Annotated in this window: 16 protein-coding genes and 2 pseudogenes; 11 read left to right on the top strand and 7 right to left on the bottom strand. The window is 62.8% G+C overall.

What is annotated here, in order from left to right; translation table 11 throughout:
* The first annotated feature begins 124 nt into the window (after window positions 1-124).
* The 4 genes from ACTNBZ_RS08630 to ACTNBZ_RS08615 all read left to right on the top strand — a co-directional run bounded on the left by ACTNBZ_RS08630 (window position 125) and on the right by ACTNBZ_RS08615 (window position 5,982).
* Complete coding sequence (locus ACTNBZ_RS08630; RefSeq protein ID WP_441209265.1) at window positions 125-1,600, top strand: AAA family ATPase; 1,476 nt, start codon at window positions 125-127, stop codon at window positions 1,598-1,600.
* On the top strand, window positions 1,593-3,866 hold the full coding sequence (locus ACTNBZ_RS08625; RefSeq protein ID WP_441209264.1) for a ComEC/Rec2 family competence protein: 2,274 nt from the start codon (window positions 1,593-1,595) through the stop codon (window positions 3,864-3,866). Before ACTNBZ_RS08630 ends, ACTNBZ_RS08625 begins: the two co-directional genes overlap by 8 nt.
* Before the next feature lie 23 nt (window positions 3,867-3,889).
* The gene (holA, locus tag ACTNBZ_RS08620) at window positions 3,890-4,948 is read left to right on the top strand and encodes a DNA polymerase III subunit delta (RefSeq protein ID WP_441209263.1); all 1,059 of its coding nucleotides are present in this window, start codon (window positions 3,890-3,892) and stop codon (window positions 4,946-4,948) included.
* Window positions 4,949-5,037: 89 nt separating this feature from the next.
* A complete protein-coding gene (locus ACTNBZ_RS08615; protein ID WP_441209262.1) occupies window positions 5,038-5,982 on the top strand; it encodes an Ig-like domain-containing protein in 945 nt (314 codons plus the stop codon).
* 95 nt (window positions 5,983-6,077) lie between these two features.
* Here the strand turns inward: ACTNBZ_RS08615 and ACTNBZ_RS08610 are convergent, their stop codons facing one another.
* The 7 genes from ACTNBZ_RS08610 to pyrE form a co-directional block, all read right to left on the bottom strand.
* On the bottom strand, window positions 6,078-6,251 hold the full coding sequence (locus tag ACTNBZ_RS08610) for a hypothetical protein (RefSeq protein ID WP_441209261.1): 174 nt from the start codon (window positions 6,249-6,251) through the stop codon (window positions 6,078-6,080).
* A gap of 53 nt (window positions 6,252-6,304) precedes the next feature.
* Window positions 6,305-9,127 carry an excinuclease ABC subunit UvrA gene (gene uvrA / locus ACTNBZ_RS08605; RefSeq protein WP_441209260.1) on the bottom strand — a complete coding sequence of 941 codons (2,823 nt, stop codon included), beginning with the start codon at window positions 9,125-9,127 and terminating at the stop codon, window positions 6,305-6,307.
* A gap of 67 nt (window positions 9,128-9,194) precedes the next feature.
* Complete coding sequence (locus tag ACTNBZ_RS08600; protein ID WP_441209259.1) at window positions 9,195-9,983, bottom strand: hypothetical protein; 789 nt, start codon at window positions 9,981-9,983, stop codon at window positions 9,195-9,197.
* Window positions 9,980-10,366 (bottom strand): MmcQ/YjbR family DNA-binding protein, encoded by a 387-nt coding sequence (locus tag ACTNBZ_RS08595; protein WP_441209258.1) that lies wholly within the window; start codon window positions 10,364-10,366, stop codon window positions 9,980-9,982. Before ACTNBZ_RS08595 ends, ACTNBZ_RS08600 begins: the two co-directional genes overlap by 4 nt.
* 38 nt (window positions 10,367-10,404) lie before the next feature.
* Window positions 10,405-12,372, bottom strand: coding sequence for an excinuclease ABC subunit UvrB (gene uvrB, locus ACTNBZ_RS08590; RefSeq protein WP_441209257.1), 1,968 nt, complete (start codon window positions 12,370-12,372; stop codon window positions 10,405-10,407).
* A gap of 253 nt (window positions 12,373-12,625) precedes the next feature.
* Window positions 12,626-13,303 (bottom strand): JAB domain-containing protein, encoded by a 678-nt coding sequence (locus ACTNBZ_RS08585; RefSeq protein ID WP_441209256.1) that lies wholly within the window; start codon window positions 13,301-13,303, stop codon window positions 12,626-12,628.
* Window positions 13,304-13,492: 189 nt separating this feature from the next.
* Window positions 13,493-14,167, bottom strand: coding sequence for an orotate phosphoribosyltransferase (gene pyrE / locus ACTNBZ_RS08580; protein ID WP_441209255.1), 675 nt, complete (start codon window positions 14,165-14,167; stop codon window positions 13,493-13,495).
* A 236-nt stretch (window positions 14,168-14,403) separates the two neighbouring features.
* On the opposite strand from pyrE, the gene ACTNBZ_RS08575 reads away from it, so the two are divergent.
* From ACTNBZ_RS08575 to ACTNBZ_RS08545, 7 genes and pseudogenes are all read left to right on the top strand, one after another.
* Window positions 14,404-15,525, top strand: a complete 1,122-nt coding sequence (locus tag ACTNBZ_RS08575; protein WP_441209254.1) for an MBL fold metallo-hydrolase — start codon at window positions 14,404-14,406, stop codon at window positions 15,523-15,525.
* A 125-nt stretch (window positions 15,526-15,650) separates the two neighbouring features.
* Window positions 15,651-15,950, top strand: coding sequence for a DUF2089 family protein (locus ACTNBZ_RS08570; RefSeq protein WP_441209253.1), 300 nt, complete (start codon window positions 15,651-15,653; stop codon window positions 15,948-15,950).
* Window positions 15,950-16,276 carry a hypothetical protein gene (locus tag ACTNBZ_RS08565; RefSeq protein WP_441209252.1) on the top strand — a complete coding sequence of 109 codons (327 nt, stop codon included), beginning with the start codon at window positions 15,950-15,952 and terminating at the stop codon, window positions 16,274-16,276. Before ACTNBZ_RS08570 ends, ACTNBZ_RS08565 begins: the two co-directional genes overlap by 1 nt.
* Before the next feature lie 12 nt (window positions 16,277-16,288).
* Complete coding sequence (locus ACTNBZ_RS08560) at window positions 16,289-16,891, top strand: toprim domain-containing protein (protein WP_441209251.1); 603 nt, start codon at window positions 16,289-16,291, stop codon at window positions 16,889-16,891.
* Between the two features lie 138 nt (window positions 16,892-17,029).
* Window positions 17,030-17,572, top strand: a complete 543-nt coding sequence (locus ACTNBZ_RS08555; protein WP_441209250.1) for an NADH peroxidase — start codon at window positions 17,030-17,032, stop codon at window positions 17,570-17,572.
* 73 nt (window positions 17,573-17,645) lie between these two features.
* Window positions 17,646-18,224: pseudogene (locus ACTNBZ_RS08550) on the top strand (flavin reductase); the annotation flags it as partial.
* An 84-nt stretch (window positions 18,225-18,308) separates the two neighbouring features.
* Window positions 18,309-18,425: pseudogene (locus ACTNBZ_RS08545) on the top strand (rubredoxin-like domain-containing protein); the annotation flags it as partial.

Genomic DNA, 18,425 nt, shown 5'->3' with positions numbered 1-18,425 from the left:
GATATTTTTTCACCCGGCGGCGGCAGAGCTCCGCGGCCTTGCATCCGGGGGCGCTTTTCAGTATAATGAAACAAAACGATACAGCGGGGCGGCCCGTGTTGATTGAAAAGAAGAGGTGGACCGTATGAAAGGTTCCATGACCGCGGCGGCGGTACACAAGCAGTATGCGGAGGGCGTGGACGCCTTCCGCCGGCAGATCACGGAGCCCACGCTCCGCCTGCGGTTCGGCCAGGAGGCCGACGTCTTTTTCAGGGCCTGTGCCCTGGGCGTGTGGCAGCGGGACGGGAGCGCCGTGACTCCCCGGCACGTGGAGTACTACAACGCCGTCTATACCAGGGGCAACCCGGTGCCCTCCATCCTGTTCTGGGAGCTGTCCACCGCCGTGGGGGAGTACCCCGGCTTCCAGGCGCCCGACTTTTTTGCCCGGATGCGGGCCTGCGACAAGGTTTCGGGCACCGATCTGGCCCGGCGCTTCATCGACCTGACCACCCTGATGATCCTGCTCTTCGCCGCGGTGGACGACTGCGTCAGCGAGGAGGAGGCCGGCTTTGCCGAGGACTGCGCCGGGGCGCTGGAGGCCCTGTGCCGGGGCGACGGGCTGAAGGGGGACCGGGCCGGACTGGACCCCCGGGAGTTCGTGACCCGGCGGCCGGAGCAGAAGGCGGGGCAGGGCCCGGCCGAGACCGCCGCCTCTGTGAAGGAGAGCGAAAAGGCGCAGGCAGAGGAACCGGCGGCGGAGCAGGCGCAGGAGCCTGAGCCCACCGTGGAGGAGCTGCTGGCCGAGCTGGACGGCCTCTGCGGTCTGGAGAAGGTGAAGGCCGACGTGAAGAGCCTCATCAATCTGGTCAAGGTGCGCAGGCTGCGGGAGGAGAAGGGGTTACCGGTGCCGCCCATGTCCCTCCATCTGGTGTTCATGGGCAACCCGGGCACCGGTAAGACCACGGTGGCCCGCCTGCTGGCCAAAATCTACCACGCCATCGGCGTCCTCTCCAAGGGGCAGCTGGTGGAGGTGGACCGCTCCGGCCTGGTGGCCGGCTTCGTGGGCCAGACCGCCATCAAGACCAACGAGGCGGTGCAGAAGGCCCTGGGCGGCGTGCTCTTTATCGACGAGGCCTATGCCCTGGTGAACCAGGAGAACGCCAACGACTTCGGCCACGAGGCCATTGAGGTCCTGCTCAAGAACATGGAGGACCACCGGAAGGACCTGATCGTCATCGTGGCGGGGTATACCGGGCTGATGGGGAAGTTCATCCACTCCAATCCCGGCCTGGAGAGCCGGTTCAACAAGTATTTCTATTTTGAGGACTACACCGGCGAGCAGCTGATGGAGATCCTCCGTTCCATGTGCGCCAAAAACGGCTACACGCTGGACGCTGAGGCGGAGAAACTGGGGGCCGGCATGCTCCGGGAGCTCTATGAGGAGCGGGACGAGAACTTCGGCAACGCCCGGGATGTGCGCAACCTCTTTGAGAAAGCGGTGGCCCGTCAGGCCGACCGGGTGGCCCTGCTGGAGGCCCCTACCCGGGAGGACCTGATGGCCCTGACGGCGGCCGACCTGCGGGAGCCGGAGGAAAGGGCGGAAGCGGGCGAGCGTGCGTAAGCTGTGTATCTTCGCCGTCTCCTGCTCGGCAGCCATGCTGCTCTCGGTGCTGCTGCTGCCGGAGGGGGTGCTCCCCGGCCTGGGGGCGGTGTGCGCCCTGATGGGCGGCGGAGCCTTTCTGATGAAAAGCCGGCGGGGCCTGCGGCTGCGGCTGGTCTGCCTGGGACTGGCCCTGGGCTTTCTGTGGACGGCGGGCTTTCAGGCCCGCACTTTGGTCCCCGCCCGGCGGCTGGACGGGGCGCGGGGCGTCTATACAGCGCTCATCACCGGTCTGCCCCGGACCACGCGGTACGGCGTGGCAGTGGATGCCGAGCTGGATACCGGAGACGGGAAACGGCTGGGCGCCGTGCTCTACGCCGGTGAAGAATATTCCTTCCTGCGGCCCGGGGACCGGGTCTCGGGGGAGATGACCCCGCGTCTGGCCAATGTGTCGGGCGGCGAGGAGACCGACTATTTCTATACAAAAAGTATTTTTCTGACTTTGAATGCCAAAAAGGATTTCAAGATCACCTCACCGGAGGGCGTTTCCCTCCGCTTTTGGCCGGTTTTGTGGAGCGCGAGACTGAAAGAGCTCATCACCTCCGCCTTCCCGGCGGAGGTGGCGCACCTTGTCACCGGTCTGGTGACCGGTGACAAAAGCGGACTGGATACCGGGACCTATACCGCCCTCCAGCGCTCCGGACTGGCCCACACGGTGGCGGTGTCCGGCCTGCATGTCTCCTTCCTGGCGGGATTTTCCATTCGCCTGATGGGACGCAACCGCCGCAGGACGGCGGCATGCACCATCCTGCTCATGGCCCTGTTCGCGGGAGTGGCGGGGTATACGCCGTCGGTGCTGCGGGCAGCCTTTCTCCAGTCCATGCTGATGCTGGCGCCCCTGCTGGGGCGGGAGGACGACAAGCCCACCTCCCTGTCCGCCGCGCTGCTGCTGATCCTGCTCCAAAACCCCTATGCCGGAGCGGGGATCGGCCTGCAGCTCTCTTTTGCGGCGGCGGCAGGGATCCATTGCTGCTCCGGGCGGCTCTTCCGGACGTGGACGGACCGGCTGCCGTCCGGGCGCACCGGCCTGCGCGGGATGTTGGCCCATCTGCTCCGGACCATTGCCGCCGGACTGAGTGCGACAGTGGGGGCGCTGGTCTTTACCGTGCCTCTGACCGCCCTCTATTTCGGCAGTCTCTCTCTTGTCTCGCCCCTGGCCAATCTGCTGGCCCTGTGGGCGGCGGCGCTCACCTTTGCCGGGGGACTGGGGAGCGCTCTTCTTGGCCTGCTCCACAGCGGGCTGGCCGCCTTTCTGGGAAAGGTCTTTGCCCTGCCGGCGGGGTATGTACTGTGGGTGGCCGGAAAACTGTCCGCCCTGCCCTTTGCCTCGGTGCGGCTGGAGAACGTCTATCTTCGGGGCTGGCTGCTGCTGGTCTATCTGATCCTCCTGTCGGCACTGCTGCTGCGGAAGAAAGGAAAGCCCCGGCCCATCCTGCCGGCCTGCGCCTGTGTCTGCGCATTGTGCGCCGCGCTGGTGTGCACCGCCGCCGAGGAGCGGATGTACCCGCTGACAGTGTCGGTACTGGACGTGGGCCAGGGGCAGAGCGTGGCCTTTGCGTCCCGGGGACGCACCGCACTGGTGGACTGCGGCGGGAACAGCCGCCGGGATCCGGGGGATGTGGCGGCGGATTACTTCCAGAGCACCGGCCACCGCCGTCTGGACCTGCTGGTCCTCACCCATTTCCACGCCGACCACGCCGGGGGCGTGCCCGAGCTGCTGGAGCGGATGGAGGTGGGGATCCTGGCGGTCCCCGATGTGGAGCCGGAGGACCCGCTCCGGCGGGAGATCCTGGCGCTGGCGGAGGAGAAAGGGACGGAAATCGTTTTCCTGCGGGAGAACGGGACCGCTTCCCTGGGCGCGGCCTCCCTCCGGCTGTACCGGCCCCTGGGGGACGGGGGCGCCAACGAGGAGGGGCTGAGCGTGCTGTGCACGCTGGATGATTTTGACGTCCTCATCACCGGAGACATGAACATGGCGGTGGAAAAGCGGCTGGTGAAGTACGGGGACCTGCCTGATATCGAACTGCTGCTGGCGGGGCACCACGGCTCCCGCTATGCCGTTTCGCCGGAACTGCTGTCGGCGGTCCGGCCGGAATATGCCGCCGTCTCGGTGGGGTACAATTCCTATGGCCAGCCCGATGCCGGCACGCTGGAGCGGCTGGCCGCCGCGGGCTGCGACATCTACCGCACCGACTGGATGGGAAGGATCACCTTCCGGGTGCGCTGACAGGGAAGAAAGGGGAGGTGGCCATGCCGCCCAAAGGAAAGACGGACAACTCCGCCTATCAGAAATTGAAAAAGGACATCGCCGAGGACAGCATCGGCCAGCTCTACATCTTCCACGGGGAGGAGTCCTATCTGCGGGACTTTTACCTGGGGCGGATGAAGGAGAAGCTGCTGCCGGCGGGCATGGAGGAGTTCAATCTCCACACCCTGTCGGGCAAGGAGTTCGACGTGAAGAAGCTCCAGGAGCTGGTGGACTGCCTGCCCATGATGAGCAGCCGCACCCTTATCGTGGTCAGCGACTTTGATCTCTACAAGGGAGACAAGGAGGGACTCATCAAGGTCCTCTCCGACCTGCCGGACTACGTGTGCCTGGTCTTTGTCTACGACCTCATCGAGTACAAGGCCGACGCCCGCACCAAACTGGCGGGGGTCATCAAGGCCAGGGGCAGCGTGGTCCCCTTCAACCGGCAGGGCCAGGACGACCTGGTGGACTGGATTTCCCGCCGCTTCCGGGCTTTGGACCACGATATCGGCACGGAGGACGCCAAATACCTCATGTTCCTCTGCGGCGACCTGATGAATGGCCTGATCTCCGAGATTGGCAAGGTGGGGGCCTATGCGAAAAACCACCGGGTCACCCGGGCGGATATCGACGCGGTGGCCACCCCCCAGCTGGACGCGGTGGTCTTTCAGATGACCGATGCCATCGCCGCCGGCAATTTTGACCGGGCGGCCTCGGTGCTGGGGGACCTGTTCCACATGCAGGAGGCCCCCATCAAACTCCTGGCGGTGCTGGGCAAGCAGCTGCGGCAGCTCTACTCCGCCCGTCTGGCCCTGGAGCACAAGAAGGGTACGGCGTATCTCATGGAGCAGTGGGGCATGCGCAACTCCTACCCGGCGGAGAAGCTGATGAACGCCGCCCGGAAGTTCTCCCTCCCTTGGTGCCGCCGGGCGGTGATCCGGTGCGGAGAGGTGGACCTGGCCATGAAATCCACCGGCGCCAGCGGACAGGAGCTGCTCGTCACCTTCCTCATGGAATTGGCAGCTCCGGTGAAGAACCATCCGGCGCCGGCTAATCGTTAAAAAAGTTTTACATTTTGTCCCCGAACGTTGACGGGGCTTTCTTTGCCGTGTAAAATAATAGGAGAATCAGTCAGTTTGGAGGGAATTTTATGGCCAGAACGCCTACGGGAAGCCGGCATCAGACTATTCACTGTGATATCTGCGGCGAAGATTACGCCTCTACCTATAAACGCTGCCCCTTCTGCGACGGACGTCCGCCGGAGGAGGAGGGAGCGTCCCCCCGCAGGAAACGGGGAAAGCGGACCAATAACCGGGGCGGCGGTTACTCCAGCGGCCCCTCTCCCATGAAAATTTTCACCACGATCCTCTCGCTGGCCCTCATCGTGGCGGCGGTGTGCATCGTGGTCTCCATCGTAAAGCCCATGATCGACAAGGGAAAGACCCCGCCTGCCACCTCGGCCACGCCCGCGCCCACGGCCTCCACTCCGCCTTCTGCTGAGCCCAGCACCCAGCCGGAGCCTGCGGTCCCCGCAGACCAGACCGCCACAGGATTCACGCTGGACAAGAGCGACTTCACCATGAGCTTCTACGGTGAGAGCCATCCCATCAAGGTCACCTTCACTCCCGCCGGGAGCAAGGGCTACATCGAGTGGACCAGCAGCAATCCCGAGGTGGTGAGCGTGGACGAGAATGGCAACGTCAAGGCCATCGGAAAGGTCAACGGTGTGGGCCGGGCCACCATCACGGCTACCCTCAAGGGTACCCAGGTCAGCCAGACCTGCATCGCCCGGTGCAGTTTTGAGGCCCCGGCCGGTGCCGGGACCGCCGTGGTCCCCAGCACCGCACCCTCCGGCGGCGGGACCACTTCCTCCAATGCCAAGCTCAACTACAGCGACTTTACCATGCGTGCCGGAACCACGGTTCAGATGAGTGTCTCGGGCGCCACCGGGACCCCGGTCTGGTCTATCGGCAACACCGCCGTGGCCACCGTCAGCGAGACCGGACTGGTCACCATGGTGGGCAAGGGCAACACCACCCTGACCTGTACCATCAACGGCCAGACCCTCACCTGTGTGGTCCGCTGCTCGGGCTGAACCGGGACACGGAAAACAAGAAAAAAGGCCGCCGCAGAAGATCTCTGCGGCGGCCTTTGCCGTATTCGGATCGCCGTGGCCTCCCGATAGGGGTATCACAGCATCCGTTTCAGGTACTGCCCGGTGTAGGAGGCGGCGCAGGCGGCCACCTCCTCCGGCGTGCCGGTGCAGACGATGCTGCCGCCGCCGTCGCCGTTCCCCGCCCGGCGTTGGCCGTGCGGGGGCCCCGCGCTTTTTATCTGCTCGGACGGAGTGAATCCGTCCGGCATCAAGGTTTTGCCTGTGGCAAAACGCTTGAAAGGGCGGCGCCGGCGGTATTTGCTCACAGCATCCGCTTGAGATACTGCCCGGTATAGGAGGCGGCGCAGGCGGCCACCTCCTCCGGCGTGCCAGTGCAGACGATGCTGCCGCCGCCGTCGCCTCCCTCGGGGCCCAGGTCGATGATATGGTCGGCGGTCTTGATCACATCCAGGTTGTGCTCGATGACCACCACGGTGTTGCCCGCGTCCACCAGCTTCTGCAGAACCTCGATGAGCTTGTGGACGTCGGCGGAGTGGAGGCCGGTGGTGGGCTCGTCCAGGATATAGATGGTCTGGCCGGTGGAGCGCTTGGCCAGCTCAGTGGCCAGCTTGACCCGCTGTGCCTCGCCGCCGGAGAGGGTGGTGGAGGGCTGGCCCAGCTTCACATAGCCCAGGCCCACCTCGTAGAGGGTCTGGACCTTGTTGTAGAGCCGGGGCAGGTTCTCAAAGAAGCCCAGGGCCTCCTCCACCGTCATCTCCAGCACCTCGTGGATGTTCTTGCCCTTGTAGCGGACCTCCAGGGTCTCCCGGTTGTAGCGCTTGCCCTTGCACACCTCGCAGGGAACATAGATGTCGGGCAGGAAGTGCATCTCGATCTTGATAAGGCCGTCGCCCGAGCAGGCCTCGCACCGGCCGCCCCGGACGTTGAAGGAGAAGCGGCCGGGCCCATAGCCCCTGGTCTTGGCGTCCTGGGTGGAGGCAAAGAGGTCCCGGATGTCGTTGAAGAGCCCGGTATAGGTGGCCGGGTTGGAGCGGGGGGTGCGTCCGATGGGGGACTGGTCGATGTTGATGACCTTGTCCAGAAATTCCTCCCCCTCGATGGCGTCGTGCTTCCCGGCCCGGGTCTTGGCCCGGTTCAGGTCGGCGGCCAGGCGCTTGTAGAGGATCTCATTGACCAGGGAGGACTTGCCCGAGCCGGACACGCCGGTGACGCAGGTGAAGGCCCCCAGGGGGATGGACACGTCCACATGCTGCAGGTTGTTTTCCGACGCCCCGCGGATGGTGAGGAACTTGCCGCTGCCCTTCCGCCGCTCCTTGGGAACGGGGATCTTCTTCCGGCCGGACAGGTAGTCGCCGGTGATGGAGCCGGGGGTGTTCATGACCTCCTCGGCGGTACCGGCGGCCACGATCTGTCCGCCGTGGACGCCGGCGCCCGGGCCCACGTCCACGATGAAATCGGCGGCGCGCATGGTGTCCTCGTCGTGCTCCACCACCAGCAGGGTGTTGCCCAGGTCCCGCAGGTGCTTCAAGGTGGAGAGCAGCTTGTCGTTGTCCCGCTGGTGCAGGCCGATGGAGGGTTCGTCCAGGATATAGAGTACCCCCATCAGGGAGGAACCGATCTGGGTGGCCAGCCGGATGCGCTGGCTCTCGCCGCCGGACAATGTGGCGGCCGAGCGGGAGAGAGTCAGGTACTGCAGGCCCACCGACTGGAGGAAGCCCAGGCGGGACCTGATCTCCTTGAGAATGCGGTCGGCGATGAGCATCTTCTGAGGGGAGAGCTCCAGATGCTCGATGAAGTCCAGGGCGTCATTTACGGATTTGCGGCAGAATTCGTCGATATTGATGCCCCCCACCGTGACGGCCAGGGCCTCCTTCCGCAGGCGCTTGCCGCCGCAGTCGGGGCAGGGACGCTCGCTCATGCAGTCCTCCAGCTCCCGGCGGGAGGCATCGGACTGGGTCTCCCTGTAGCGCCGCTCCAGATTGTTGCAGATGCCCTCAAAGGCCTGCATCAGGGTGCCCTTGCCGTTCTCCCGCTGGTAGGTGAGCTTCAGCTTTTCTCCCCTGGTGCCGTAGAGGATCACGTCCAGCACCTCGGGGGGCAGGTCCTTCACCGGGGTGGTCAGCTTGAACTTGTACTGCTTGGCCAGGGCGTCGAAATACATCCGGGAGATGCCGTCTCCCTTGATGTTGTTCCAGCCCGAGGCGGTGATGGCTCCCTCCAGGATGGAGAGGTCCTTGTTGGGAATGACCAGGTCGGGGTCCACCTTGAGCTGGGAGCCCAGCCCGGTGCAGGTGGGGCAGGCGCCGAAGGGGTTGTTGAAGGAGAACATGCGGGGGGAGAGCTCCTCAATGGAGATGCCGCAGTCCTCGCAGGCGTAGTTCTGAGAGAACAGGATGTCCCGGTCCTCCCCCACGATATTGATGACCACCAGGCCGCCGGAGAGGTTGGAAGCCACTTCTACGCTGTCGGTCAGGCGGCGGGCCACGTCGTCCCGGATGACCAGGCGGTCCACCACGATCTCGATGTTGTGCTTCTTGTTCTTGTCCAGGGGGATGTCCTCGGTCAGGTCGTAGAGGGAGCCGTCGGCCCGGCAGCGGACATAGCCCGACTTCCGGGCGTCCTCAAAGATCTTCTGGTGGGTGCCCTTCTTGCCGCGGATGACGGGGGCCATGACCTGGATGCGGGTGCCTTCGGGCAGGGCGAGCACCTGGTCGATGATCTGATCGATGGTCTGCTGCCTGATCTCCTTGCCGCACTTGGGGCAGTGGGGGGTGCCCACCCGGGCCCACAGCAGGCGGAGGTAGTCGTAGATCTCGGTGACGGTGCCCACGGTGGAGCGGGGGTTTTTGCTGGTGGTCTTCTGGTCGATGGAGATGGCGGGGGAGAGGCCGTCGATGTAGTCCACATCGGGCTTCTCCATCTGGCCCAGGAACATGCGGGCGTAAGAGGAGAGGGACTCCACATACCGGCGCTGCCCCTCGGCGTAGATGGTGTCGAAGGCCAGGCTGGACTTGCCCGAGCCGGAGAGGCCCGTGAGCACCACCAGCTTGTCCCGGGGAATATTCACGTCCACATTTTTCAGATTGTTCTCCCGTGCGCCTTTGACGTAGATATGGTCGAGCATAAAGTCCCTTCCTTGTATCAAGAGTTGTTCCCCGCCCGGAGGCGGAAGGTGCGGCCGGCCGGGCCCGCTATGGGACGTCGGTCAGTCCGATGAGATAGAGCACGAAGATCAGGATGACGGCCACGGTCCAGCCCAGCTTCCGGCTGAAAAGCTCCCAGTCCGAGGGCTCGGCGGACTCCGGGCTCCGGATGCGGAAGCGCAGGTCCCAGCGGAAGAGCTCGTCGGCAAAGAGAATGGAGAGCCCCACCAGAAAGGAGAGCAGCACACCGCCGAAATAGGCGGGCAGGCTCCCCCTGTGGGTCAGCCCAGGCCCGTCCATGAGCCTGAGGATGGCCTGGGGAGAGGGCTCCATCTGGTCCACCTCATTGCCGTCGCCGTCGATGACCGTTCCGTCGCTCATGGTGGCGTAGATGCCGAGGTCCGCCCAGCTGCCGTCCTCGTTGAAGAGCATCCAGGTGGCTCCGTTTCGGAGCACGCCGCCCCGGAACAGGACCTCGTCTCCGCAGAGAAGCTCCACGCCGGTCATCAGCTCACTCATGCCGCTCTCATCGTCTTTGGGGATGGCGCTGGGGTCCTCTGCGGCGGTGTAGGGGCCGTATTCCCGGTCTCCCCAGCGGAAGGTCACCGTCTTGTCCGCCGTCACGGTGAACGCGGCCTCAGCGCCCTGGAGCTTCCCGGCGTAGATCGTGCTTCCATCCTGGGTATGGGGGACCAGAATGACGTCCCGGTAGAGAAAGCCCACTTTGGAGACCGTGACCCCATAGAGCACCGCAAAGACCGCCGCCATGGCGGAGAGCACAAGGAGCAGGACCTTCTGGAAACGGTCCAGCCCGGTCCATCTGCTCCACCGGTTCATAGCCTTTCCTCCTCAAGCTGTTTTTGTACATACTTGGGCAGCTTTTCCACCACCAGCTTATAGGACAGACCGCACAGGTCCCGCAGCACCGCTTCGGGTATTCCGCCGTCCAGCGGCACGGCGATCCAGGTCCGCTTGTCCATGTAAAATCCGGGCAGGATCTCCGGATACGACTCCCGGAAGCCTGCGGAGAGCCGGGAGTCGCATTTCAGGTTGATAAGGGGGTGGCCGCTGTAGGGCGGCTTGTATTCCGGGCCGGGGGTGCAGATCGCGGCGAACAGTTTGCCCCGGACCATGTAGCGGTCCCACTGCCACTCCAGTTTGTAGTCGTGCTCTGCGCCGGGCATGGAGCGCAGGTATCCGTCCAGCCAGTCATACTTCATGCTTCACACTCCCTTTCCATAATAACAGATCTCCGCCGTCACTTCTCGCCCCGCAGCTCGATGATGCGGTCCCGCAGGATGGCGGCGTACTCGAATTCCAGGCGCTTGGAGGCGTCCTTCATCTCCCGCTCCAGCTTCTTAATGGCCTCCTCCCGCTCTGCCCGGGTCATCTTGCCGGCGCGCTTGGCATCCCGGTCCTTCTCGGCGCCCTCGGAGAGCTTGATGGTGTCCCGCACGCTCTTGATGACGGTCCTGGGCACAATGCCGTGGGCCCGGTTGAAGGCGTCCTGCTTTTGACGGCGGCGCTCGGTCTCGTCGATGGCCATGCGCATGGAGGGGGTGATTTTGTCGGCGTACATGATGACCAGACCCTCGGCGTTGCGGGCGGCCCGGCCGATGGTCTGGATGAGGGAGGTCTCGGAGCGGAGGAAGCCCTCCTTATCGGCGTCCAGAATGGCCACCAGACTGACCTCGGGCAGGTCCAGACCCTCCCGCAGCAGGTTGATGCCCACCAGCACGTCGAAATTGCCCAGGCGCAGGTCCCGGATGATCTCCATGCGCTCGATGGTGTCGATATCGTGGTGCATATAGCGGACCTTGATGCCCGCGTTGGTGAGATAGGCGGTCAGATCCTCGGCCATCTTCTTGGTGAGGGTGGTGACCAGCACCCGCTCCTTCCGCGCCGTGCGCTCGTTGATCTCGCCGATCAGGTCGTCGATCTGGCCCTCCACGGGGCGGACCTCGATGCGGGGGTCCAGCAGTCCGGTGGGCCGGATGACCTGCTCCACGATCTGGCCCGAGCGGGTGCGCTCGTACTCGCCGGGGGTGGCCGAGACGTAGATCACCTGATTCAGACGCTGTTCAAACTCCTCAAATTTCAACGGGCGGTTATCAAAGGCGCAGGGCAGACGGAAGCCATAATCCACCAGGGTGGTCTTGCGGGCGTGGTCGCCGTTGTACATGGCCCGGACCTGGGGCAGCGTCACATGGCTCTCGTCGATGAAGAGCACGAAGTCCTTGGGAAAGTAGTCCAGCAGGGTGTGGGGAGGCGAGCCTACCGGCCGGCCCTCGATGACCCGGGAATAGTTCTCGATGCCCGAGCAGTAGCCCAGCTCCTGCATCATCTCGATGTCGTACATCACCCGCTGCTTGAGGCGCTGGGCCTCCACCAGCTGGTCGTGTTCCTTGAAGAAGGCCACTCGCTCCTCCAGCTCCTGGTAGATGCTGCTGATGGCGGCGTCCATCTTCTCCTTGGGGGTGACATAGTGGGTGGCGGGCCAGATGGGGATGTGGTTCAGGGTGCGGATGGGGGTTCCCGTGACCACGTTGATCTCGCTGATGCGGTCGATCTCGTCCCCGAAGAACTCCACCCGGATGGCGGTGTCCTTCCAGTAGGCGGGGAAGACCTCCACCGTGTCCCCCCGGACCCGGAACATATTGCGCTCAAAGGCGATGTCGTTGCGCTCGTAGCGGATATCCACCAGCCGCTTGAGAAATTCGTCCCGCTCCAGGGTGGCCCCCACCCGGAGGGAGATCATCATCTTGGCAAAGTCCTCGGGCTCACCCAGACCGTAGATGCAGGACACCGAGGCCACCACGATCACGTCCCGCCGCTCCAGCAGGGCGCAGGTGGCGGAAAGGCGCAGCCGGTCGATCTCGTCGTTGGTGGCGGAGTCCTTCTCAATATAGGTGTCGGTGTGGGGAATATAGGCCTCGGGCTGGTAGTAGTCATAGTAGGATACAAAGTACTCCACCGCGTTGTGGGGGAAGAACTCCCGGAACTCGGCGCAGAGCTGGGCGGCCAGGGTTTTGTTGTGGGCCAGCACCAGGGTGGGGCGCTGGACTTTTTCGATGACCTTGGCCATGGTGAAGGTCTTACCTGATCCGGTAACACCCAGCAGGGTCTGCTCCTGAAGCCCCATCTCCACGCCCCTGGCCAGGGCGTCGATGGCCTCGGGCTGGTCTCCGGCGGGCTGGTATTCGGATACGACCTGAAATTCCGGCATACGGGCACCTCCTGTCAATGCGGCATAAATGCGGCGCGGGGCGACGTGTACCCACATCTCCCCGCGGCATACGTGCATCCGTTGTACCACAGGCACAAGTTTTACCAGGCTCTCCGCCGCTGACGCGGCGGCTCGCCAAGTGAAACTATTGTACCACAGGCACAAGATTCACTAGGCTCTCCGCCGCTGACGCAGCGGCTCGCCAAGTGAAACTATTGTACCAGAACGCACGTTCTAATTCAAGTGTAACAGACTAAATACTGCTGAAAAAGCCGCTGTCCCGCAGAGAGACTGCGTCATCATCGGTAAAAATAATGTGGTCGTCCAGCTCCACACCCACCCGGGAGAGCACATCCCGCAGGTGAAGGGTGGTGGCCCTGTCCTCCGGCGAGGGGAGGGCCAGGCCGCTGACATGGTTGTGGGCCAGGATCAGGCCGGTGGCGTTGAGGGAGAGGGCGGCCTCCACGATGAGCCGTGTGGTCACCTCCACCGCGTTCACATTCCCCTCGGCCACCTGGCGCACGCCCAGCAGCTTCCGTTTACCGTCCATGCATAAAACGCACACCCGCTCGTTCCGGGCGCCGAAAAAGTAGGGCCGCAGAACGGAAAAGGCGGTGCGGGAGCTGTCCACGATGTTGTCCATCCCCGTGCGGCCTGCCAGGTAGCGGCCGCTGAGCTCCTTCACGCATTTCAGGAGCACGGCGGCGTGCTCCCCCACGCCGGGGACCTTCTGCAGCTCGGCGGGAGAGGCGTCCAGCACCCCGGCCAGGGAGCCGAAGCGGTCCATCAGGGCGTGGGCCAGGGGATTGGTGTCGCTTCTGGGATTGGCGTAGAAGAGCAGCAGCTCCAGAGCCTTGTGGTCGGGAAAGGAGTCCGGCCGGGCCAGAAATTCGGTTTTCAGGCGCTGCCGGTGGCCGTCGTGCATGCCCATGGCCGGACCTCCTCTCTTCATTTCATGCCGCGGGATATCAGGCCCTGGCCCCGTACTGCTCCAGACAGGCCTCCATCCAACACGCGGATTTTTCCTGCGGGAAAAATGGGCGCTGCGCGCGCCGCGTGTTCCGGGGGGCACCCGTTCCCCCCCGAGCCCCCCATGCTCTCCGAGGGGGACGAGGGGGTATCAGCTCCTGGCCCCGTACTGCTCCAGATAGGCCTCCATGCGGGCCTTCATTTCATCATCGATGTAGACCTTGCCGTCCACCGGGCGGTTGTGCAGGAAGGAGATGATCTCCCGCACGGTGACGATGGGATAGACCTGGATGCCGTAGTCGGAGCGCAGCTCGTCCAGAGTGGAGCAGTCCCGGGTGCCCCGCTCCATGCGGTCCACCGAGACGATGAGGGCCTTCATGTTGACCTTGGCCACGTGCTTGAAGAGCTCGATGGTCTCCCGCACGGCGGTGCCAGCGGTGACCACGTCCTCCACGATGACCACATCGTCCCCGTCCTGGGGCTTGTAGCCCACCATGGAGCCGCCCTCGCCGTGGTCCTTGGCCTCCTTGCGGTTGAAGCAGTAGGGCAGGTCACGGTCGTAATTGCGGTACAGGGAAGCGGCGGCGGTGACGGCCAGAGGAATGCCCTTGTAGGCGGGGCCGAACAGGCAGGTCACGCCGTCGGGCAGGTTCTCCTGGATACAGGCGGCGTAGTAGTCCCCCAGCTTGGCGGCCTGGGCGCCGGTCTTGTAGTTGCCGGTGTTGATGAAATAAGGGGTCTTGCGGCCGGACTTGGTGGTGAAGTCGCCGAAGGTGAGCACACCGGAACGAACCATAAAGGTAATGAATTCTTCTTTGTAAGTCATGCTTTTGCCTCTCCCTTGTAATTTTAGTCGCAATATTATACCACTCTTCCCCATTGCTTACAAGAGGAAAGTACGGATGGGCAAAGTACCGGCGCCCGGCGGCCGGTATTATATATATGGCCAATAGTTTGACACGGATATATATATACAACGAATTTGAATTGTACAGCGCAAGGCAGTATACTGAATTCAGGGAAAAGACTGGAAATACCGGTCTGAAGAAAGGAGAAGGTTTGATGAAAGGCAAGAAAAAGGTGATCGCGGCTGTGGCTTCCATCTTGGCGCTGACACTGACGCTTGGCGTGGCAGCTGGCGCCCGCTCCATCTACCCCATCTTCGTCAACGGGGAAGAGACTGCGCTGACGGGCAATACGGCCAACGGCGTCACTACCATCGGTCTGCGCGCCCTGGCGGAGAAGCTGGGGTTCAAGGTGGACTTTGACTATGACGATTCCGCTATCCGGATCACGAAGGCCGACGAGGTCAAGATCACCACGCTGGCCGAGAACAACAACGGCAGCAACACCGCACTGGACAAGGAGTTCGGTTTCTCCGCCATCATCGAGACCGCCAACGACAAGATCATCTTTGATACTGCCAAGGCCGGCCAGTTCCTGAAAAATGCCAAGGCCCTGGGCATCGATCTGGCTGACTGCAACAAGATGGTCCTGAGCCATTCCCATTACGACCACTGCGGCGGCGTGATCCCCTATTTTGATACCTATGGCGCCGAGAACAAGACCCTTTTCGTGAAAAAGGACTTCTTTGACAAGGCCGGTGAAAAGTACTACTATGACGCGGTGGGCCAGAAGTTTGACTTCACCGACGGCACTGTGGGTTATTTCCCTGTGGGCATCAATTTCACCGAGCAGGATCTGCTGGACAGGGGCGTGGCCATCGAGTACTTGGACACGGGTACCGTCAAGATCGCTGACGGCGTGACGGTCTACGGCTCCTTTGACAAGGACGAGTCCTTTAAGCTGGCGCCCAACATGCTGGAGAAAAATGCCGGCGGCGAGTACGAAGTGGATGATTTTGATGAGGAAGTGGCCGTGGCCGTGGAGACCAGCAAGGGCCTTGTCATCCTCTCCGGCTGCTCCCACAGCGGCATCCTGAATATCGTCAATACCATTGAGGAGCGCTCCGGCGAGAAGGTGTACGCCGTCATCGGCGGCTTCCATCTGCTGGACGCCGACGAGGCCACCATCCAGAAGACCATCGACCGCTTCAAGGAGCTGGGCGTACAGCAGATCGGCCTGTCCCACTGCACCGGCCCCAAGGCCACCAAGATGTTCCAGGAGCAGATGCCCGGGCAGACCTTCCTCAACAACACTGGTAGCGTCTACACGGTGGACTGACCGGAACCCAAATCTGACCTTATGGGGGACCGTCTATGGACGGTCCCCCGTTTTTGATCTTGACTTTAATAATATAAAATAGTATATTTAAAATAGTTAAAAATAATATGAAAGGATGAGGCTCGATGTCAATTGAAGTCGTGCCGGACTGGATGACAGGGCTGGAGGAGGAGGACGTGGCTTTCATCCGCAATTTTCTGCTCTGTTCCGGGTCGCTGAAGGAGGTGGCAAGCCGCTATGGCGTGACCTACCCCACTGTGCGCCTGCGGCTGGACCGACTGATCCAGAAGATCCGGCTCAGCGAGGAGCGGGCCCAGGATCCCTATATCGCCCTGATCAAGCGGCTGGCCGTCAACGAAAAGATCGACTTTGAGGCGGCCAGGCTGCTCATCAACGCCTACCGGAAGGAAAAGGAGGAAACATGATGTATAAAGTGACAACGTTCCTGATCATGCTGGCCCTGGTGTTCATCGCCACACTGGTGCTGGAATATGTACTGGCCGGCATTCAAAACCCATGGCCCGGCCGGGTGCTGCCCATCCTGTCCGGCGTTCTGGCGGCCGCCTACGCTCTGCTGATGGCGCTCAACCTCACCGCCGGCGCCGGGGCGCTCCAGGTGGTCCTGGTGCTGCTACTCTGCCTGGCGGTGGGCAACATCCCCACCGCGCTGTATACGGCCATCTACCTGGCCCGGCGGGGGAAGTACCGCCGGCGGGCTCAGATGAAAAAGATGGACATTCAGGACCTGTAAGGAGGAAACGAGATGCAGCGCATCCGTGAGGCCATCGTGGTGGAGGGCCGGTATGACAAGAACACGCTGTCCCAGGTGGTGGATACGGTGATCCTGGAGACCTCTGGCTTTGGGATCTTCAAGCGGGAGGAGCAGCTCATTCTGCTGCGGCGGCTGGCGGAGCAGCGGGGGCTCATCGTCCTCACCGACTCGGACGGGGCTGGCTTTGTGATCCGGAATTTCATCAAGGGCAGCATCCCGGCCGGGTGGGTCAAGCACGCCTATATCCCGGACCGGTACGGCAAGGAGCGCCGGAAACGTACCCCGGGCAAAGAGGGTAAGCTGGGGGTGGAGGGCATGGAGCCCGCCGTCCTGTTAGAGGCCCTGCGCCGGGCAGGGGCCACCTTTCTGGACGAGACAGCCGGGGCAGAGTCTTCCGGCCGGACCATCACCAAGGCCGATCTTTTTGCCGACGGGCTCTCCGGCGGGCCGGGGGCGGCAGAAAAGCGCCGGGCCCTGCTGAAGGCTCTGGACCTGCCCGAACACCTCACTGCCAACGCGCTGCTGGAGCTGCTCAATACCTTGCTGGGGTGGGAAGGATACCGGAAAATATTAGGAGAGCTGGAGCAAAAATAATTAAAAAAACGGGGAAAAAGACTTGACGAACCGGGCGGAAGATGATATCCTATGGCTGTAATTAGTAATGATTACTGTTAAGATGCCCGTTTTATTTCTTGGAGAATACATATCTTTTTAAACAGGAGGAATATTATTATGAAGAAGTTTGTCTGCTCTGTCTGCGGTTATGTCCACGAGGGTGAGGCTGCCCCCGATTTCTGCCCCATCTGCAAGGCTCCCGCTTCCAAGTTCATCGAGCAGGGCGGCGAGAAGACCTGGGCCGCCGAGCACGTGGTGGGCGTTGCCAAGGGTGCGCCCGAGGACATCATCGCCGACCTGCGCGCCAACTTTGAGGGCGAGTGCTCCGAGGTGGGCATGTATCTGGCCATGGCCCGCGTGGCGCACCGTGAGGGTTATCCCGAGATCGGCCTGTACTGGGAGAAGGCCGCCTATGAGGAGGCTGAGCACGCCGCCAAGTTTGCCGAGCTGCTGGGCGAGGTGGTGACCGACTCCACCAAGAAGAACCTGGAGATGCGCGTGGAGGCCGAGAACGGCGCCACCGCCGGCAAGACCGACCTGGCCAAGCGCGCCAAGGCTCTCAACCTGGACGCCATCCACGACACCGTGCATGAAATGGCCCGGGACGAGGCCCGTCACGGCAAGGCTTTCGAGGGCCTGCTGAAGCGTTACTTCGGCTAATCAGGATCATCAGGGAATTACAGACTGGGCGGGAGCGGATCTCGCCCAGTCTGCGTCAAAAAGGAGGGTCGGTATGGATAAAAAAGCGCTCTATCATATGACGTACGGTCTGTTCCTGCTCACTGCCCGGGAAGACGGGAAGGATAACGGCTGTATCATCAATACCGCGGTCCAGGTGGCCAACGAGCCCACCCGTATCTCCATCGCGGTGATCCGTGAGAACAAGACCTGTGATATGATCCTGAACACGGGTGTGTTCAATATTTCCGCTATTTCCACTGATGCGGAATTTGCGCTCTTCCAGCGTTTCGGCATGCAGTCCGGCAGGGATGTGGACAAGTTCGCGGACTTTGAGGATGTAGCTCGCAGTGAAAACGGACTGTACTACCTGACGAAGCAGGCCAACATGTACCTCTCTGCCAAGGTGGTGGAGCGCATGGACCTGGGCAGCCACATCCTGTTCATCGCAGAGGTGACCGATGGAGTGCGGCTGTCTGAGGTGAGCTCCTGCACCTACAGCTATTACCAGAGCAGCATCAAGCCCAGACCCCGGCGGTCCGAGAAAAAGCAGTGGGTATGCTCGGTCTGCGGCTATGTCTATGAAGGGGAGTCTGTGCCCGATGACTTTGTCTGCCCTCTCTGCCATCACGGCAAGGAGGACTTCGTCCTGGCCGGCGGCGAGGCGCCCAAGGCGGCGGAACCGGCTGGGGAAGCTCCGGTCAGGGCCGGCGGAAAGAAGTGGGTCTGCTCTGTCTGCGGTTATGTCCACGAGGGTGAGGCTGCCCCCGATTTCTGCCCCATCTGCAAGGCTCCCGCTTCCAAGTTCATCGAGCAGGGCGGCGAGAAGACCTGG

Source organism: Pseudoflavonifractor sp. HCP28S3_F10 (assembly GCF_052065415.1).
Taxonomy (GTDB): domain Bacteria; phylum Bacillota; class Clostridia; order Oscillospirales; family Oscillospiraceae; genus Pseudoflavonifractor_A.
Note: the sequence above shows the minus strand (reverse complement) of the source record. Positions and strands in the feature narration are given on the sequence as shown.

Coding starts and splice junctions, on each gene's coding strand:
- ACTNBZ_RS08630 (WP_441209265.1), top strand. CDS start 125: ATGAAAGGTTCCATGACCGCGGCGGCGGTACACAAGCAGTATGCGGAG.
- holA (WP_441209263.1), top strand. CDS start 3,890: ATGCCGCCCAAAGGAAAGACGGACAACTCCGCCTATCAGAAATTGAAA.
- ACTNBZ_RS08615 (WP_441209262.1), top strand. CDS start 5,038: ATGGCCAGAACGCCTACGGGAAGCCGGCATCAGACTATTCACTGTGAT.
- ACTNBZ_RS08610 (WP_441209261.1), bottom strand. CDS start 6,251: ATGCCGGACGGATTCACTCCGTCCGAGCAGATAAAAAGCGCGGGGCCC.
- uvrA (WP_441209260.1), bottom strand. CDS start 9,127: ATGCTCGACCATATCTACGTCAAAGGCGCACGGGAGAACAATCTGAAA.
- ACTNBZ_RS08600 (WP_441209259.1), bottom strand. CDS start 9,983: ATGAACCGGTGGAGCAGATGGACCGGGCTGGACCGTTTCCAGAAGGTC.
- ACTNBZ_RS08595 (WP_441209258.1), bottom strand. CDS start 10,366: ATGAAGTATGACTGGCTGGACGGATACCTGCGCTCCATGCCCGGCGCA.
- uvrB (WP_441209257.1), bottom strand. CDS start 12,372: ATGCCGGAATTTCAGGTCGTATCCGAATACCAGCCCGCCGGAGACCAG.
- ACTNBZ_RS08585 (WP_441209256.1), bottom strand. CDS start 13,303: ATGGGCATGCACGACGGCCACCGGCAGCGCCTGAAAACCGAATTTCTG.
- pyrE (WP_441209255.1), bottom strand. CDS start 14,167: ATGACTTACAAAGAAGAATTCATTACCTTTATGGTTCGTTCCGGTGTG.
- ACTNBZ_RS08575 (WP_441209254.1), top strand. CDS start 14,404: ATGAAAGGCAAGAAAAAGGTGATCGCGGCTGTGGCTTCCATCTTGGCG.
- ACTNBZ_RS08570 (WP_441209253.1), top strand. CDS start 15,651: ATGTCAATTGAAGTCGTGCCGGACTGGATGACAGGGCTGGAGGAGGAG.
- ACTNBZ_RS08565 (WP_441209252.1), top strand. CDS start 15,950: ATGTATAAAGTGACAACGTTCCTGATCATGCTGGCCCTGGTGTTCATC.
- ACTNBZ_RS08560 (WP_441209251.1), top strand. CDS start 16,289: ATGCAGCGCATCCGTGAGGCCATCGTGGTGGAGGGCCGGTATGACAAG.
- ACTNBZ_RS08555 (WP_441209250.1), top strand. CDS start 17,030: ATGAAGAAGTTTGTCTGCTCTGTCTGCGGTTATGTCCACGAGGGTGAG.